The organism is Cupriavidus sp. TMH.W2, assembly GCF_050847365.1.
In the GTDB taxonomy this organism is placed as follows: Bacteria; Pseudomonadota; Gammaproteobacteria; order Burkholderiales; family Burkholderiaceae; genus Cupriavidus.
This window is the reverse complement of the sequence record NZ_CP193792.1, coordinates 2,808,770-2,823,144: the sequence shown is the minus strand read 5'-3', so window position 1 is coordinate 2,823,144 and position 14,375 is coordinate 2,808,770. Positions and strand designations below refer to the sequence as shown.

The following is a 14,375-nucleotide window of genomic DNA, read 5'->3' as shown; positions in this document are numbered from 1 at the left end:
ACACATGCCAATGCTGATCCGATGCCAGGGGGCACAGCCATGAGCGGCGGCACCGTGCTGTTTGCCGCGCAGGGCACCACCGCCACCGTGACGCTGTCGCACGCGGGCAAGCTCAACGCCATTTCCGCGCAGATGTGGCGCGAGCTGGCCGCGGGCTTTGCGCGCCTGTCGGCCGATACCTCGCTGCGCTGCGTGGTGGTGCGCGGCGCCGACGGCAACTTTGCCGCAGGCGCCGATATTGCCGAGTTTCCCGCCGAGCGCGGCGACGAGGCTGCGGTGCGCCGCTACCACATGGCCACCATTGCCCCCGCGCTGGCGGCGGTGGCGCAATGCACGCACCCGACCGTCGCCATGATCGAGGGCGTCTGCGTGGGCGGCGGGCTGGAAATCGCCTGCCATTGCGACCTGCGCATCGCCGCGTCGGACAGCCGCTTCGGCGTGCCGATCAACCGGCTGGGCTTTCCGATGGCGCCCGGTGAGCTGCAAGGGCTGCTGGCGCTGGCGGGCCGTGCCGCGGCGCTCGAGATCCTGCTCGAAGGCCGCGTCTTCGATGCCGCCGAGGCGCGCGAGAAGGGGCTGCTGACGCGCGTGGTCGAGCCCGGCACGCTGGCTGCGGAGGTCGACGCCACGGTGCGCCGCATCGCCGCCGGCGCGCCCGCCGCGGCCCGCATCAACAAGGCCACCATCCGCCGGCTGGTGTCGTCGCCGGCACCGCTTTCGCCGGCTGAACTGGATGCGCATTTTGCCTATGCCGAAGGCGCTGACCACGCGGAAGGGGTTGCTGCCTTTCTCGCGCGCCGGCCGCCGCAGTTTCGCGGGGAGTAGGGCACGCCGCCAGCACTGCTTCCCACATCCTTGTCTGCTTCGTTTTTCTTAGCTTTTCGTTCGATCCCCGCCATGAACGCCAACCTGTTCGCCCTGTTCGAATCCCGCTTCCCCGTCGACGGCACCGCCTGCTGCATCGAGACCCATGACGGGCTGTACTACAGCTGGGATGATCTTGACCGCGCCACCGCCAGGCTGGCCAACCTGCTGGCCTCGCTGCAACTGCCTGAAGGCGCGCGCGTGGCCGTGCAGGTGGAGAAGTCTCCCGAAGCGCTGTTCCTGTACCTGGCCACGCTGCGCGCGGGCTACGTCTACCTGCCGCTGAACACCGCCTACCAGGAAGCCGAGATCGACTACTTCGTCGGCAATGCCGAGCCCTCGGTGGTGGTCTGCAGCAGCAAGAATTTCGGCTGGGTCTCCAAGGTGGCGTTCCGCCACGGCGTGAACCATGTCTTTACGCTGGACGACGACCGCAGCGGCTCGCTGCTGACGCGCGCGGCGGGCAAGCCAGATGCCTTCGAGACGGTCGCGCGCCAGGACGACGACCTTGCCGCCATCCTCTACACCTCCGGCACTACCGGCCGCAGCAAGGGCGCGATGCTGACACACCGCAACCTGGCTGCCAACGCCCAGACGCTGCATGAATTCTGGGGCTGGCGCAGCGACGACGTACTGCTGCACATGCTGCCGATCTTCCACGTGCACGGCCTCTTTGTCGCATCGCACGGCGCACTGCTGGCCGGCGCCAAGATGATCTGGGCGCCCAGGCTGGACATGGCGCAGGTGCTGAAATTCCTGCCGCGCTGCACCGTGATGATGGGCGTGCCGACCTACTACGTGCGCATGCTGCAGGAGCCGCGCTTCGATGACGACACCTGCCGCCGCATGCGGCTGTTCGTGTCGGGATCGGCGCCGCTGCTGCTGGAAACCTTCGATGCTTTCCGCGAGCGCACCGGCCATACCATCCTGGAGCGCTACGGCATGAGCGAGACTGTGATGCTGGTGTCGAACCCCTACGATCCCGCGCTGGGCGAGCGCATCGGCGGCACCGTGGGCATGCCGCTGCCGGGCGTGTCGGTGCGCGTGGTCGATGGCGAGGGCCAGCCGGGCGAGATCGGGAATGTCGAGGTGCAGGGCCCGAACGTGTTCAAGGGCTACTGGCGCATGCCGGAGAAAACGAAGGAAGAGTTCACCGGGGACGGCTGGTTCAAGACCGGCGACGTCGGCCGCTTCGGCGGCGCCATCGCCAGCCAGGGGGGCGAGCGCGTGGTCCCGGACCACTACCTGACTATTGTCGGGCGCAGCAAGGACCTGATTATCTCGGGCGGCTACAACGTCTACCCGAAGGAGATCGAGAGCTTTATCGACGAGATGCCGGGCGTGGCCGAGAGCGCGGTGATCGGCGTGCCGCACGCGGACTTCGGCGAGGCAGTGGTGGCGGTGGTGGTGCGCAAGGCGGGCGCGCAGATCGATGAGGCGGCGCTGATCGGCACGCTCAAGGGCCGCATCGCCAACTTCAAGGTGCCCAAGCGCGTGCACGTGGTGGACGAGCTGCCGCGCAATACCATGGGCAAGGTGCAGAAGAACGTGCTGCGCGAACAGTTCGCGGTGCTCTGAGGGCGCTTGGAAGCGCTGCTGGTTTGCTCCCCTCTCCCGCTTGCGGGAGAGGGGCAGGGGGTGAGGGCAGGCGCTGGCATACCACCGGCAGTACTTCGTTGATGCTCCGGCCCTCACCCCAACCCTCTCCCGCAAGCGGGAGAGGGAGCAGACAAACGGGCGGTCGCGTGCCTTTGTTCCTTACTTCAGCATCTGCACGGACCCGTTCACCGACACAGTGACCTGGGTCTTGCCGCCCTCGACCGGCACCGGTACCGCCGCGTCGGACATCATGGCCTTGGCGGCACCGTACATGCGCGGCATCGGCGGCACCACGCCGGTTTCATTCAGGCTGACTTCGCGGATGGTGTAGCTGTTATAGCCGAACAACCTGGTGGTCGACTGCGCCTTGCTGCGGAACGAATCGACGGCCTGCTCGGCCAGCTTGGCCTCGGCCGCCTCGCGTGCTTCGCGCGACAGCGAGAAGGCGATGTTCTGCACCTGCATCTGGCTGGCCAGTTCGCCCGCGAGCCTGGACACCGCCGAGAAATCACGCGACTTCAGGATGACCTCGGAACGCCCGCGCCAGGTGCTGATGCGGCCGTTGCGGTCGGTGTTGGGGTGGATGGTGAAGCCGCCAGACTCGGCGGTCACGCCCTGGACGCGGCGCGCCTGCGTGATGACGGCCTGGGTCCGGGTCGACAGACCCGAAGAAATCGCGGCCGGTTCGGCGCCTTCCTGTTCCGCGGCAAGCGTCAGGTGCACGATATCGGTCGGCACTTCGGTGACGGCCTGCGCGCTCAGCGACAGCACGCCCGACGGCGTTTCAGTAGGGCCGCCATGCGCCGAAGCGACGACGGCGGTGGTGCCAAGCAGCGTGGCGGCGAGCCATTGTTTCATGTTGTTCTCCCGTTCAAACGTGATGGGTATCAGACGTAAGCGAAGGGGCAATCGTTCCGCGACATTGCAAACCATTGTTACGAAGCCGGCGCGAGCGTACCTCCCCCGTTCGGGTCAGAAAGCCTGCCAGGCCTTCCACAACATATAGGTTGCCAGGCACAGCAACAGCACGGCAAAGATTTTGCGCAGTTGGCCCACATCCATCCGGTGCGCGGTGCGCGCGCCCAGCGGCGCGGTCAGCACGCTGGCCGCCGCAATCACCAGCAGCGCGGGCAGGTAGAGATAGCCGAGCGAACCGGCCGGCAGTCCCGGCGCCTGCCAGCCGCTCCAGATATAGCCCGCCACGCTCGCGGCGGCGATCGGGAAGCCAAGCGCGGCCGAGGTGGCCACCGCGTTGTGGATCGGCACATTGCACCAGGTCATGAACGGCACCGAGACGAAGGCGCCACCCGCGCCCACCAGGCTCGACAGGAAACCGATCACGCCGCCCGCGCCCGCCATGCCGGCGAAGTCCGGCAGTTGCCGGCCGGGCTTGGGGCGCCGGTTGCGCAGCATCTGCAGCGCCGAGAAACCCACGAAGCCGGCAAAGGCCAGCGACAGCCAGCTGGTCTTGAGCACCGCGAAGACCTTGCCGCCGCCGATCATGCCGCCGATCAGGATGCCGGGCGCCAGCGCCAGCACGATCGGCCAGCGCACCGCGCCGCGCTTGTGGTGCGCGCGCACCGACGACAGCGAGGTGAACAGGATGGTGCCCATCGAGGTGGCAATCGCCATATGCACGATGGCTTCGTCGGCAAAGCCCAGGCTGGTGAACAGCAGCGTCAGGAACGGCACCATCATCATGCCACCGCCCACGCCCAGCAGGCCGGCGCAGAAGCCGGTGAAAGCGCCCAGGGCAAGCAGCGCGGGAATCAGCACCGGCAGGTTGTCGAACTGCATTGTGTCTTGAAGGTCGTTGTTATTGTTGTCAGGCCCGGCCGGGCATGGTTCAGCGCATGAGCTTGCCGGTGATAAAGCGCCATTCCGCCGGCGTCACCGGCGTGATCGACAGCCGGTTGCCGCGCCTGAGCACCACCATGTCGGCCAGCTCCTCATGCTCGCGCAATGCGGCCAGCGGGATCAGCGCGCTCTTGCGCGCGAAGCGCACGTCGACCAGCAGCCAGCGCGGGGCTTCGGCCTTGGAGGCGGCGTCGAAGTAAGGGCTCTTGCGGTCGAACTGAGTGGGGTCGGGGTAGGGCACGGAGCAGACCTCGGCCAGGCCGGCAATGCCGGGCTCCGGGCACGACGAGTGGTAAAACAGCACGCCGTCGCCGAGCTGCATGGCGTCGCGCATGAAGTTGCGCGCCTGGTAGTTGCGCACGCCGGTCCAGGGCAGCGTGCCTTTCCGGGCCAGGTCGTCGATGCTGGCTTCGTCCGGTTCCGATTTCATCAGCCAGTACTGGCGGGCGCGTTGGTTCTGGTTAGGGCTCACGGCGCGGCTCAGGAATGGAGGGCCCGTGGCAAAAACACAGGCAAGAAAAAAGGCGATGGTTGAGAAAACCACCGCCTTTTTAAGGGGTCCCCGCCTTGGCCGCTGGGTCGGCATCCTGAACCCAAGTGAGGTTCAGAGTGGCTGCGGAAGTCGCATTTCGGGTACATCATCCAATCAGGGAGTCCAGGCCAGGCCCAGACTATGAATGCGACGACGCGCTCGCCCACGCGACATGATCCCGCACCATGCAATGCATATCGGTTCAAGGAGTTTATGACCCTCACGAACCAGGCAGGGAAACTGTCAAACGTCTGACTTTCCAGCCGCATCGTCGTGCCCGGAAAACCGGATCCGCGTGCGGGATGTCAGACGTTTGCCGTTTCTGACTAGGATGGGATGAAAACGGCGGCCGGGCGCGATAACCTGGCCTTTCTGCTGCACATCTGTGGTGCCTCGTGCAGTCTGGCTACACTATACACCGCGCTGCAGGCCATACCAAGTCCACTTGCGCATGTCGTTACATTTTGCGCGACAGCGCGGCATCCGCAGCACATCCCACCGTCATCGCTCAGCCTCGCGTGCCGGTGCCCACGTGCGCATATTGGCGCAGGGCTTCGTCGGCGCGGTCGTTGAGTTCGCGGATGCGCGCGCGGATGGCATCGACCGGGATCGCGCCATCGGCCTGCTGCTTGCGCTGCATCGACAGCAGGTCCGAGGCGATGCTGATGGCGGCCATCACCGCCACGCGCTCAACGCCCTTGGCCGCGCTGCCATTGCGCAGCTTGTTCATCTGCGTGTCGACCAGGGCCACGGCTTCGAGCAGCGCTGCCTCGTTCTCGGGCGCGATGGCAAAGCGGTAGGACTGGCCGGCGATGTTGACTTCGACTTGCTTGTTGCTCATGCGTGTTCTCCGGGGGCCTTGTGCGCCGCGGCTTCTTCGCCGAGCAGGTCGAGCTGGCGCGTGTCGCTGGCGGTCGGCAGCTTGTCAAGGATGGACTGGATGCGCAGTTGCGCTTCCTCGATCTTGATATTGAGCAGCTCGCGGTCGGCGGCCATGGCCTCGCGCTCGCCGCGCAACTGCGCGGCTTCGCCCTCCAGCCGGGCGATCTCGTCGCGCAGCCGCTGGTTCTCCGCCGCCAGGGTGTCCGCATGGTGCAGCACGCGCCCGATCTTGGCGGCCAGTTGTTCGAGTTCGGTGAGCATAGGGCCTGTCATGATGGGAGTGGTGTCAGGTATCGCGATTCTAGCCGATGCGCAGGCATGCACAATGCGGAGGAAAGGGTTTGTGACCGGGCACCCGCATGGAAGTTGCAGCCTTCTGCACTCAAAACGCCGCGAGAGTTGTGACAAAACGCTACCGGCTGGTGCGCGGCTGGTGCGTTGACGCGGGGGGCGAAACCACCTAGACTCGCGCACGTTCCAGGTGCTCGCCCTTTTCGTCCCTGGCGAAAGGGCAGTTCAACGGGAAACAGGGAGCCGGGCCGGCCGCGCCGGACGGGCCAACCTGTGCTGCCCCCGCAACGGTAAGCGACCGCGGTGCGCATCTGCCAGACCCCGACATAGCCGACAGCCAGCCTGCCGGCAACGCCGCTGGCAAGGCCGGATCCATTCCCGGCCACATGCCCCGCAGGACCGGCCACACGCCACTGAACCGCAGGTTCGGGAAGGCGCCGGTCCAGTGTCGCCAGCCCGGATACCGGCCTGAACTTGGGCTGCCGCCCGTGCGCGGCACGCCTCATCGCCATATGGTCCGCGGGGGAACGGGCCCGGCCGTTCCTATCCAGTCCTGCATCATGCGTTCATCGCTCCACAGGTCGACCCGCCCGGCAACCCCGGCGGTGCGTCCGTCCGTGCCCGCCATCCTGGCGGCCATCGCCTCGTTCACCCTCGTTCCGACTGCATCGTTCGCCCAGGCGGCCGACAGCGGCGCCGACAGCCGCACCGCGCAGCTTGCGCCGGTGGTGGTCACCTCCACCCGTACTGCCCAGTCGATTACCGAGGCGCTGCCGCATACGACGGTGGTCACGCAGCAGGACATCGTCAACGCGCAGGCGCCCGACCTGCGCACGCTGCTGCGCAACCAGGCCGGCGTGGAGTTCTCGGCCAACGGCGGCATGGGCAGCAATACCACGCTGTTCATGCGCGGCGCCAACTCCAACCAGACGCTGATCCTGATCGACGGCGTGCGGGTCTCGTCGGCCAGCAGCGGCACCGCGCAGCTGGCCAATGTCCTGCCCGACCAGATCGACCACATCGAGGTGGTGCGGGGCAACGTGTCGGCGCTGTACGGCTCGGACGCGATCGGCGGCGTGGTGCAGATCTTCACCAAGAGCGGCACGGGCCAGGCGCCGGCGGCCAATGCGCAGGTGGAATACGGCAGCAACAACACACGCCAGGGCACGGTCGGCTACGGCGGCCAGGTCGGCGATACCTCGTTCAATCTGACCGGCTCGGCATTCAAGACCGACGGCTTTTCGTCGATCAACACGAAGCAGGCGCCGCGCGCCAACCCCAACGACAACCCGTACGAGAACCAGAGCGTGTCGGGCCAGGTGAAGCATCGCTTTACTGCCGACTGGGATGCGGGCGTCAGCGCCTATTACTCCAAGAGCAAGCTGTCCTTCGATAGCGCTTTCGGCCGTCCCACCGACGACAACCGGACCAACAGCGAGTTGTACACGGTGCAGGCCTTTGCCAACGGCAAGCTCATGCCGGACTGGTCCACGCACTTCAGGCTGGCACAGAGCGAAGACCGCAGCGACACCTTCCTCAACGGCACGCAGAACGGCGCCTTCCATACACGCAACCGCCAGTTCAACTGGCAGAACGAGTACGCCCTGGCCGCTACCCACACGCTGCTGTTCGGTACCGACTACCTGCAGCAGGCGCTTGATGCCAACAGCTTCGGCACTGCCTTTGCCCCGACTCGCAATGTGTTTTCCGTATTCGGCGGCTATGACGGCCGTTTTGGCAAACACCAGTTGCAGCTCAATGCCCGCAACGACCACTACTCGGACTTTGGCAACCAGGGGAGCTTCTTCGCCGGCTACGGCTACAACCTGACCAACGCGCTCAAGCTGATCGCCAATGTCAGCAACGCCTTCCGTGCCCCGACCTTCAACGAGCTGTATTTCCCCGGCTTCGGTAACCCCAACCTGCAACCCGAGCGCGCCAAATCCGCCGAAGCGGGCTTGCAGTACGACACTGCGAGCACCGGGCTGCTGCGCGTGACCGTCTTCGAAACCCGCTACGACAACCTGATCGTCAACGCGACGCAGTCCAATGGCCTGCTCGCGCCCCTGAACGTCAACAAGGCTAAAGTGCAGGGGATCGAGGCCTCGTGGCGCGCCAGCGTATATGGCACCGACCTCGGCGCCAGCGTGACCTTCCAGAATCCGGTCGACGAGCAGAGCAACACCCAGCTGCTGCGCCGCGCGCGCCGCCATGCCGCGCTGGACGTGGGCCGCAACTTCGGCAACTGGCGCTTCGGCGGCGAATGGCTGGTGTCGTCGTCACGCATGGATACCGGCTCGCGCCGGCTGGGCGGATACGGTATTGTCAACCTGAACGCCCGCTACAACATCGACAAGCAATGGTTCATCGCCGCCCGCGTCGAAAACCTGTTCGACAAGGACTACCAGCTCGCCTACCCCTACAACACGCAGGGGCGCGCGGGCTTCATCACGCTGGGCTGGCGCCAGCGATGAGCGCGCGGGCGCGCCATGTCTGAGTTCCGGCGCGCCCTGGCGATCTGGCTGGCGCTGGCGCTCGCGGCGCTGCTGGCGTTCGGGTTGTCGCTGGCGCTGGGCAGCGTGTCGCTCGATGCGCGCGAGCTCTGGCTTGCGCTCGGCGGCGCCCAGTCAGGCACCGACGGCGGCACCGCCGGCGCCATCGTGCGCGAGCTGCGCCTGCCGCGCGCGGCAGCGGCCTTTGCCTGCGGCGGGCTGCTGGCCCTGTCCGGCGCGCTGATGCAGGTGCTGCTGCGCAACCCGCTGGCCGAGCCCTATGTGCTGGGCGTATCGGGCGGCGCCTCCACCGCCGCGCTGCTGGCCATGCTGCTGCTGGCGCCATGGTGGGGCGTGCAGGCCGCCGCCGCGGCCGGTGCGCTGCTGGCCATGGTGCTGGTCGCGTCGCTGGCGCGGCGCGACCTGTTGCATCCGCAAGTGCAGGGCGGCCACCGCGAGGCCGGTGCCCGGCTGTTGCTGACGGGCGTGATCCTGGCCGCGGGCTGGGGCGCGGTCATTACCCTGATCCTTTCCGTCGCGCCGGAATCGCGCCTGCGCGGCATGCTGTTCTGGCTGACCGGCGACCTGAGCGGCACTGCTACCTACGGCGGCGCGCTGGCCATGCTGGTGGTGGCGCTCCTGCTGGCCATGCCGATGGCGCGCGCGCTCAACGTGATGCTGCTGGGCGAGACCGTGGCGCAGTCGCTGGGCGTGCGCGTGGGCAGCGTGCGGCTGGCGACCTTCATGCTGGCGTCGCTGTGCATCGCCGCGGCCATCACCACGGCCGGCTCGGTCGGCTTTGTCGGGCTGGTGGTGCCGCATCTGGTGCGCCTGGCCTGGGGCAACGACCAGCGCCTGCTGCTGCCGGCCGCCACGCTCCTGGGCGGGGCACTGCTGATGGCCGCCGACCTGATCGCGCGCACCGTGGTCGCACCCGCGCAGCTGCCGGTGGGCGTGATCACCGGGCTGCTGGGTGTGCCGACCTTCCTCTACCTGCTGCTGCGGAGGCCGCGATGAGCCAGGGTGCGCACTGGTCCCATCCGCTCGCCGCGTGCCCGCAACTCGTGCTGCGCGACGTGACGCTGCGCACCGGCCAGCGCGTGCTGGTGGACAGCCTGAGCATGACCATCGGCCCGGGCCAGCTGTGGTGCATTGCCGGGCCCAACGGCGCCGGCAAGTCCACGCTGATGACGGTGCTGGCCGGCCTGCGCCACGCCGACGGCGGCAGCGTCGAGATCGACGGCACCGCGCCGGCGCAGGTTGCACCCGCGGTGCTGGCGCGCCAGCGCGCCTACCTGCCGCAGGCCGTGCACGACACCTTCCCGATGCCGGTGCTCGACGCCGTGCGCGTGGGCCGCCATCCGCACCTGTCCGGCTGGGGCTGGACCGGGCGCGAGGACGACCGCATCGTCCACGACGTGATCCGCGCCATGGATATCGAGGCACTGGCCGCGCGCGATGTGCTGACGCTGTCGGGCGGCGAACGCCAGCGGGCCTCGCTGGCCGCCGCGCTGGCACAGCAGGCGCCGCTGCTGCTGCTGGATGAACCCGTATCGCACCTGGACCTGCGCCACCAGATCCTGGTGCTGGAGCAACTGGCCGCGCTGGCCAGGGCAGGGCGCCACGCCATCGTGGTGATCCTGCACGACCTGACGCTGGCGCTGCGCTACGCCACCCACGCCCTGCTGATGGCCGAAGACGGCACCACGCTGCACGGCGCCGCATCGCAAGTGCTGACCCCCGAACATTGCTCGCGCGCGCTGCGTACCGCCATCGTCAGCGTCTCCGACGGCGCGCATACTGCGCTGATTCCCGACGGCGCCGCCCCCGCCTACACCCGAGATACACCATGACCGATAGCCAGAACCCGCCTGCCGAAGACCCGGACCGCGATGCCCGCCACAAGGCGCGCATGGCGCGCAAGAAGGAAGTCGTCGACGCCAGCATTGCCGCCGCGCAGGATGAGCGCGGCGTGATCGTCATCACCACCGGCAACGGCAAGGGCAAGTCCAGCTCCGGCTTTGGCATGGTGGTGCGCGCGCTCGGCCACGGCATGCGCACCGGGGTGGTCCAGTTCATCAAGGGCGCGCAGCCGACCGGCGAGGAGATGTTCCTGCGCCGCTTCCCCGATGAATGCGCCTTCCACGTGATGGGCGAGGGCTATACCTGGGAAACCCAGGACCGCGCCCGCGACGTGGCCAAGGCCGAGGCCGCCTGGGAAGTGGCGCGCGGCATGCTGCGCGACCCGGGCATCGGCCTGGTGCTGTTCGACGAGTTGAACATTGCGCTCAAGCTGCACTATCTTGATGTGGAACAGGTCATTGCCGACCTGCGCGCGCGCCCGCCGATGCAGCACGTGGTCATCACCGGCCGCGGCGCGCCGCCGGCGCTGGTGGAGGCGGCCGATACCGTCACCGACATGACGCCGGTCAAGCATGCCTTCCAGCAGGGCATCAAGGCGCAGCGCGGCGTCGAGATGTAGCCCCGTCATTCTGGAACACAAGGTCAAGGCATCATGCAGTTTCCCGAAATCACTCCCCTCGACGACACCCTGCGCCCCGCGCTGCAGGCCGCCATCGACGACAAGACCAAGCCGCTCGGCGCACTGGGCCGGCTTGAGTCGCTGGCCTTGCAGCTGGGCCTGATCCTCGGCACCGCGCGGCCCGTGCTGCAGCGGCCCACGGTGATCGTGTTTGCCGCCGACCACGGCGTGGCCGACGCCGGCGTCAGCGCCTATCCGGCCGAGGTCACGGCGCAGATGGTGCAGAACTTCCTGGCCGGCGGCGCGGCGATCAATGTGTTCTCGCGCCAGCACGGCATTGCGCTGGAGATCGTCGACGCGGGCGTGCGCGTGCCGCTGCCGGCGGCGCAGGGTCTCGTCAATTGCCGCATAGCCGACGGCACCCGCAACTTCGCGGTCGAACCCGCGATGACGCCGGAGCAGGCGGCCGCGGCGATGACCGCCGGCATGGCGCGCGTGCTGCGCCATGCGCAGCAGGGCTGCAATGTGATCGGCTTCGGCGAGATGGGCATTGCCAACACCTCGGCGGCCGCCTGCCTGATGCAGCGGCTGACCGGCCTGCCGCTGGAAGACTGCATCGGGCGCGGCACCGGGCTGGACGATGCCGGCCTGGCGCGCAAGCGCGACGTGCTGCAGCGCGCGCTGGCGCTGCATGCCGATGCGCAGGCACCGCTGGACGTGCTGGCCACCTTCGGCGGCTTCGAGATTGCAATGATGGCAGGCGCGTTCCTGGCTGCCGCAGCGAGCCGCATGGTGATCCTGGTCGATGGCTTTATCGCCACCGCCGCGCTGCTGGTGGCGCAGCGCCTGAACCCCAACGTGCTGCAGTACTGCGTGTTCACGCACTGCTCGCACGAGCGCGGCCACCGCGCGCTGCTGGACCAGTTCGGCGCCGTGCCGCTGCTGGCGCTGGACCTGCGCCTGGGCGAGGGCACCGGCGCCGCGCTGGCGTGGCCGCTGCTGGCCTCGGCGGCGGCGTTCCTGAACGAGATGGCGACCTTCAGCGGCGCCGGCGTCAGCACCGCCTCGCCATGAGCGTGCCGTCCGACCCGGTGCCAGCGCAAGCCAGCCCCGCGGGCGTGGCCGGCGAGCTGCGCTATTTCCTGACGGCGCTGGGCTACTTCACGCGCGTGCCACTGCCGGCCTGGCTGGCGCGCTGGGTCGGATTCGAACCGCATTACCTGCACGCGGCCGCGCGCTACTTCCCGCTGGTCGGGCTGCTGGTGGGCGGTGCGGGCGCACTGGTCACCTGGGGCGCGATGCCATGGTGGCCGCCCGGCGTGGCCGTGCTGCTGGGCATGGCCGCCACGCTGCTGCTGACCGGCGCCTTCCATGAAGACGGCCTGGCCGATTGCGTCGATGCCTTCGGCGGCGCGTCGCAGCGCGAGGACGTGCTGCGCATCATGCATGACTCGCGCATCGGCGCGTTCGGCGCGATTGCGCTGGTGGTGGCGTTGCTGCTCAAGTGGCAGTTGCTGGTAGCGATCGCGGGGCGCGGCGGCCTGGCCGTGCTGCTGGCGGTGATGGTCGCCGCGCACGCCGCCAGCCGTGCGATGGCGGTCAGCTACCTCGCCACGCTGACCTATGTGCGCCCGGAGGGCAAGGCCAAGCCGGTGGCGCAGCGGCTGGCCGGCGCGGGGCTGGTGTTCGCGCTGCTGTGCGGGCTGGTGCCACTGTGGCTGGTGTCGCCGTGGTTCTGCGCGGCGGCCGCTGGCGCGCTGCTGGTGCTGCGCCTGCTGCTCGGCCGTTACTTCGTGCGCCGCATCGGCGGCTATACCGGCGATTGCCTGGGCATGGCCCAGCAGTGCGCCGAGATCCTGCTCTACCTGGTGGCCGCGGCATGGATGTGGTCCTGATCCGCCACGCGCAGCCACAGGTGCCGGCGGGTACCTGCTATGGCTGCCTCGACCTGCCGCTGGTGGCGCCGCTGACGCCGGCGGCGGCGCGGATCGCCGCGGGCCTGCCCGCGCCCGATCGCATTGTCGCCAGCCCGCTGGCGCGCGCGCTCGGCACCGCGCAGGCGCTGGTGCAGACGTTACCGGCCAGCGCGCCGGCCATCGACACCGAACCCCGGCTGCGCGAGATCGATTTCGGCAGCTGGGAGGGCGTGGCCTGGGACGCGATCGACCGCGCCGCGCTCGACCAGTGGGCGGCTGACCTGCTGCACGCGCGCCCGCATGGCGGCGAGTCGCCGGCGCAGGCGGTGGTGCGGGTTGCCGGCTGGGCCGCGACGCTGGCTGAAGATCGCGTGGAATGCCTGTGGGTGGTCTGCCATGCCGGCCCGATGCGCATGCTGGCCGCGCACTGGCTGGGCTTGCCGCTGGCGGCGACGGTCAACTGGGACTTGGGCTTCGGTGCCAGTTGTGGCTTCACGCTGGGGCCGGGCGCTGTCCGGCTCGGCTGGTGGAACCGCGCCGCCTGATCAGCGCGCGGGCCGGCGGCTGCGCGCCGTGTCGAGGTCCTTGCAGATCTGCTCGGCGCCTTGCACCGCGCGCGGACCGGCGCGGTTGACCAGGTCGCCGTCGATCACGAACAGGTTGTTGCGCGCCACTGCCGTGACCTGCTTCCAGCGCCGCCACATCTCGAAATCCGGCAGCGGCTGGTCCGAGCGCGTGGCGCCGATGCCCGCCGTCAGCATCGCTTCCGGATTGCCCGCGATCACGGCTTCGACCGACACGGTCGGCACCAGCGGCGTCTCGGCCGCGAACAGGTTGCGCCCGCCGCACAGCGCCAGCATGTCGCTGACCAGGTGCTGGCCGTTGAGCGTCATCAGCGGCTGCTGCCAGACCTGGTAGAACACCGTCACCGGCGGACGTGACGCGTAGGCCTTGCGCAGTGTCTCCACCTGCTGGCGGAAGCCGTCGGCGGCACGCCGCGCGGTGGTGTCGGTGCCCAGCAGCGCGCCGAGTTTCTCGATGTTTTCCGGGATCGCCGCCAGCCTGCGCGGCTCGCTGTAGAACAGCGGGATCCCGAGCGCGCGCAGCCGGTCGGTCTGCTTCTGCGCATTGCCGTGGCGCCATACCACGATCAGGTCCGGCTTGAGCGCGGCAATGCGCTCGAGGTCCAGCGCCTTGTTGTCGCCCACGCGCGCGATCTCGCGCGCCTGCGGCGGGTAATCGCTGTAGCTGACCGTGCCGACAATGCGATCGCCGCCGCCCGCGGCGAAGAGCATTTCGGTGACGTGCGGCGCCAGCGAGATCACGCGGCGAGCGGGCTGCGCCAGCGTGACGGTCTGGCCCGAGTCGTCGACGGCGGAGACCGCGGCGCAGGCGGGCAGCGCTGCAAGCATGAGGGTAAAAGCGATAACGGGCGTCGGGCGGTTCGACATGGAATCGGG

The 14,375-nt window shown here is 68.6% G+C and carries 15 protein-coding genes and 1 other RNA gene; 9 read left to right on the top strand and 7 right to left on the bottom strand.

Annotation, left to right across the window (positions count from 1 at the left end):
- Positions 1 to 39 precede the first annotated feature (39 nt).
- Positions 40 to 825, top strand: coding sequence for an enoyl-CoA hydratase/isomerase family protein (locus tag ACREYQ_RS12965; RefSeq protein WP_432257986.1), 786 nt, complete (start codon positions 40 to 42; stop codon positions 823 to 825).
- Between the two features lie 72 nt (positions 826 to 897).
- Positions 898 to 2,442, top strand: coding sequence for a malonate--CoA ligase (locus ACREYQ_RS12960; RefSeq protein WP_432257985.1), 1,545 nt, complete (start codon positions 898 to 900; stop codon positions 2,440 to 2,442).
- A 180-nt stretch (positions 2,443 to 2,622) separates the two neighbouring features.
- Here ACREYQ_RS12960 and ACREYQ_RS12955 read toward each other — a convergent pair whose 3' ends face one another.
- The 6 genes from ACREYQ_RS12955 to ACREYQ_RS12930 form a co-directional block, all read right to left on the bottom strand.
- The gene (locus ACREYQ_RS12955; RefSeq protein ID WP_432257984.1) at positions 2,623 to 3,321 is read right to left on the bottom strand and encodes an SIMPL domain-containing protein; all 699 of its coding nucleotides are present in this window, start codon (positions 3,319 to 3,321) and stop codon (positions 2,623 to 2,625) included.
- Between the two features lie 114 nt (positions 3,322 to 3,435).
- Entirely contained in the window at positions 3,436 to 4,260 is an 825-nt protein-coding gene (locus tag ACREYQ_RS12950) for a sulfite exporter TauE/SafE family protein (protein WP_432257983.1), read from the bottom strand.
- A 49-nt stretch (positions 4,261 to 4,309) separates the two neighbouring features.
- On the bottom strand, positions 4,310 to 4,750 hold the full coding sequence (locus tag ACREYQ_RS12945) for an EVE domain-containing protein (RefSeq protein WP_432260416.1): 441 nt from the start codon (positions 4,748 to 4,750) through the stop codon (positions 4,310 to 4,312).
- A gap of 125 nt (positions 4,751 to 4,875) precedes the next feature.
- Positions 4,876 to 5,093: non-coding RNA, 6S RNA (ssrS, locus tag ACREYQ_RS12940), on the bottom strand.
- A gap of 267 nt (positions 5,094 to 5,360) precedes the next feature.
- Complete coding sequence (locus ACREYQ_RS12935; protein ID WP_432257982.1) at positions 5,361 to 5,693, bottom strand: cell division protein ZapA; 333 nt, start codon at positions 5,691 to 5,693, stop codon at positions 5,361 to 5,363.
- Entirely contained in the window at positions 5,690 to 5,995 is a 306-nt protein-coding gene (locus ACREYQ_RS12930) for a hypothetical protein (protein WP_432257981.1), read from the bottom strand. The genes ACREYQ_RS12935 and ACREYQ_RS12930 overlap by 4 nt, the downstream gene beginning before the upstream one ends.
- A 590-nt stretch (positions 5,996 to 6,585) precedes the next feature.
- On the opposite strand from ACREYQ_RS12930, the gene ACREYQ_RS12925 reads away from it, so the two are divergent.
- The 7 genes from ACREYQ_RS12925 to ACREYQ_RS12895 are packed head-to-tail and all read left to right on the top strand — an operon-like array spanning position 6,586 to position 13,460.
- Positions 6,586 to 8,499, top strand: coding sequence for a TonB-dependent receptor plug domain-containing protein (locus ACREYQ_RS12925; RefSeq protein WP_432257980.1), 1,914 nt, complete (start codon positions 6,586 to 6,588; stop codon positions 8,497 to 8,499).
- A gap of 15 nt (positions 8,500 to 8,514) precedes the next feature.
- Complete coding sequence (locus ACREYQ_RS12920) at positions 8,515 to 9,534, top strand: FecCD family ABC transporter permease (RefSeq protein WP_432257979.1); 1,020 nt, start codon at positions 8,515 to 8,517, stop codon at positions 9,532 to 9,534.
- Positions 9,531 to 10,370: an ABC transporter ATP-binding protein gene (locus ACREYQ_RS12915; protein ID WP_432257978.1), complete on the top strand. Its 840-nt coding sequence runs from the start codon at positions 9,531 to 9,533 to the stop codon at positions 10,368 to 10,370. The genes ACREYQ_RS12920 and ACREYQ_RS12915 overlap by 4 nt, the downstream gene beginning before the upstream one ends.
- Positions 10,367 to 10,999, top strand: a complete 633-nt coding sequence (cobO, locus tag ACREYQ_RS12910; protein WP_432257977.1) for a cob(I)yrinic acid a,c-diamide adenosyltransferase — start codon at positions 10,367 to 10,369, stop codon at positions 10,997 to 10,999. The genes ACREYQ_RS12915 and cobO overlap by 4 nt, the downstream gene beginning before the upstream one ends.
- Before the next feature lie 33 nt (positions 11,000 to 11,032).
- Positions 11,033 to 12,073 carry a nicotinate-nucleotide--dimethylbenzimidazole phosphoribosyltransferase gene (gene cobT / locus ACREYQ_RS12905; protein WP_432257976.1) on the top strand — a complete coding sequence of 347 codons (1,041 nt, stop codon included), beginning with the start codon at positions 11,033 to 11,035 and terminating at the stop codon, positions 12,071 to 12,073.
- Positions 12,070 to 12,894 carry an adenosylcobinamide-GDP ribazoletransferase gene (locus ACREYQ_RS12900; protein ID WP_432257975.1) on the top strand — a complete coding sequence of 275 codons (825 nt, stop codon included), beginning with the start codon at positions 12,070 to 12,072 and terminating at the stop codon, positions 12,892 to 12,894. The genes cobT and ACREYQ_RS12900 overlap by 4 nt, the downstream gene beginning before the upstream one ends.
- Positions 12,879 to 13,460 (top strand): histidine phosphatase family protein, encoded by a 582-nt coding sequence (locus ACREYQ_RS12895; RefSeq protein ID WP_432257974.1) that lies wholly within the window; start codon positions 12,879 to 12,881, stop codon positions 13,458 to 13,460. Before ACREYQ_RS12900 ends, ACREYQ_RS12895 begins: the two co-directional genes overlap by 16 nt.
- Here the strand turns inward: ACREYQ_RS12895 and ACREYQ_RS12890 are convergent, their stop codons facing one another.
- On the bottom strand, positions 13,461 to 14,366 hold the full coding sequence (locus ACREYQ_RS12890; RefSeq protein WP_432257973.1) for a cobalamin-binding protein: 906 nt from the start codon (positions 14,364 to 14,366) through the stop codon (positions 13,461 to 13,463).
- Positions 14,367 to 14,375: the final 9 nt, after the last annotated feature.

Coding starts and splice junctions, on each gene's coding strand:
- cobO (WP_432257977.1), top strand. CDS start 10,367: ATGACCGATAGCCAGAACCCGCCTGCCGAAGACCCGGACCGCGATGCC.
- ACREYQ_RS12955 (WP_432257984.1), bottom strand. CDS start 3,321: ATGAAACAATGGCTCGCCGCCACGCTGCTTGGCACCACCGCCGTCGTC.
- ACREYQ_RS12960 (WP_432257985.1), top strand. CDS start 898: ATGAACGCCAACCTGTTCGCCCTGTTCGAATCCCGCTTCCCCGTCGAC.
- ACREYQ_RS12915 (WP_432257978.1), top strand. CDS start 9,531: ATGAGCCAGGGTGCGCACTGGTCCCATCCGCTCGCCGCGTGCCCGCAA.
- ACREYQ_RS12950 (WP_432257983.1), bottom strand. CDS start 4,260: ATGCAGTTCGACAACCTGCCGGTGCTGATTCCCGCGCTGCTTGCCCTG.
- ACREYQ_RS12920 (WP_432257979.1), top strand. CDS start 8,515: ATGTCTGAGTTCCGGCGCGCCCTGGCGATCTGGCTGGCGCTGGCGCTC.
- cobT (WP_432257976.1), top strand. CDS start 11,033: ATGCAGTTTCCCGAAATCACTCCCCTCGACGACACCCTGCGCCCCGCG.
- ACREYQ_RS12925 (WP_432257980.1), top strand. CDS start 6,586: ATGCGTTCATCGCTCCACAGGTCGACCCGCCCGGCAACCCCGGCGGTG.
- ACREYQ_RS12945 (WP_432260416.1), bottom strand. CDS start 4,750: ATGAAATCGGAACCGGACGAAGCCAGCATCGACGACCTGGCCCGGAAA.
- ACREYQ_RS12895 (WP_432257974.1), top strand. CDS start 12,879: ATGGATGTGGTCCTGATCCGCCACGCGCAGCCACAGGTGCCGGCGGGT.
- ACREYQ_RS12930 (WP_432257981.1), bottom strand. CDS start 5,995: ATGCTCACCGAACTCGAACAACTGGCCGCCAAGATCGGGCGCGTGCTG.
- ACREYQ_RS12900 (WP_432257975.1), top strand. CDS start 12,070: ATGAGCGTGCCGTCCGACCCGGTGCCAGCGCAAGCCAGCCCCGCGGGC.
- ACREYQ_RS12965 (WP_432257986.1), top strand. CDS start 40: ATGAGCGGCGGCACCGTGCTGTTTGCCGCGCAGGGCACCACCGCCACC.
- ACREYQ_RS12890 (WP_432257973.1), bottom strand. CDS start 14,366: ATGTCGAACCGCCCGACGCCCGTTATCGCTTTTACCCTCATGCTTGCA.
- ACREYQ_RS12935 (WP_432257982.1), bottom strand. CDS start 5,693: ATGAGCAACAAGCAAGTCGAAGTCAACATCGCCGGCCAGTCCTACCGC.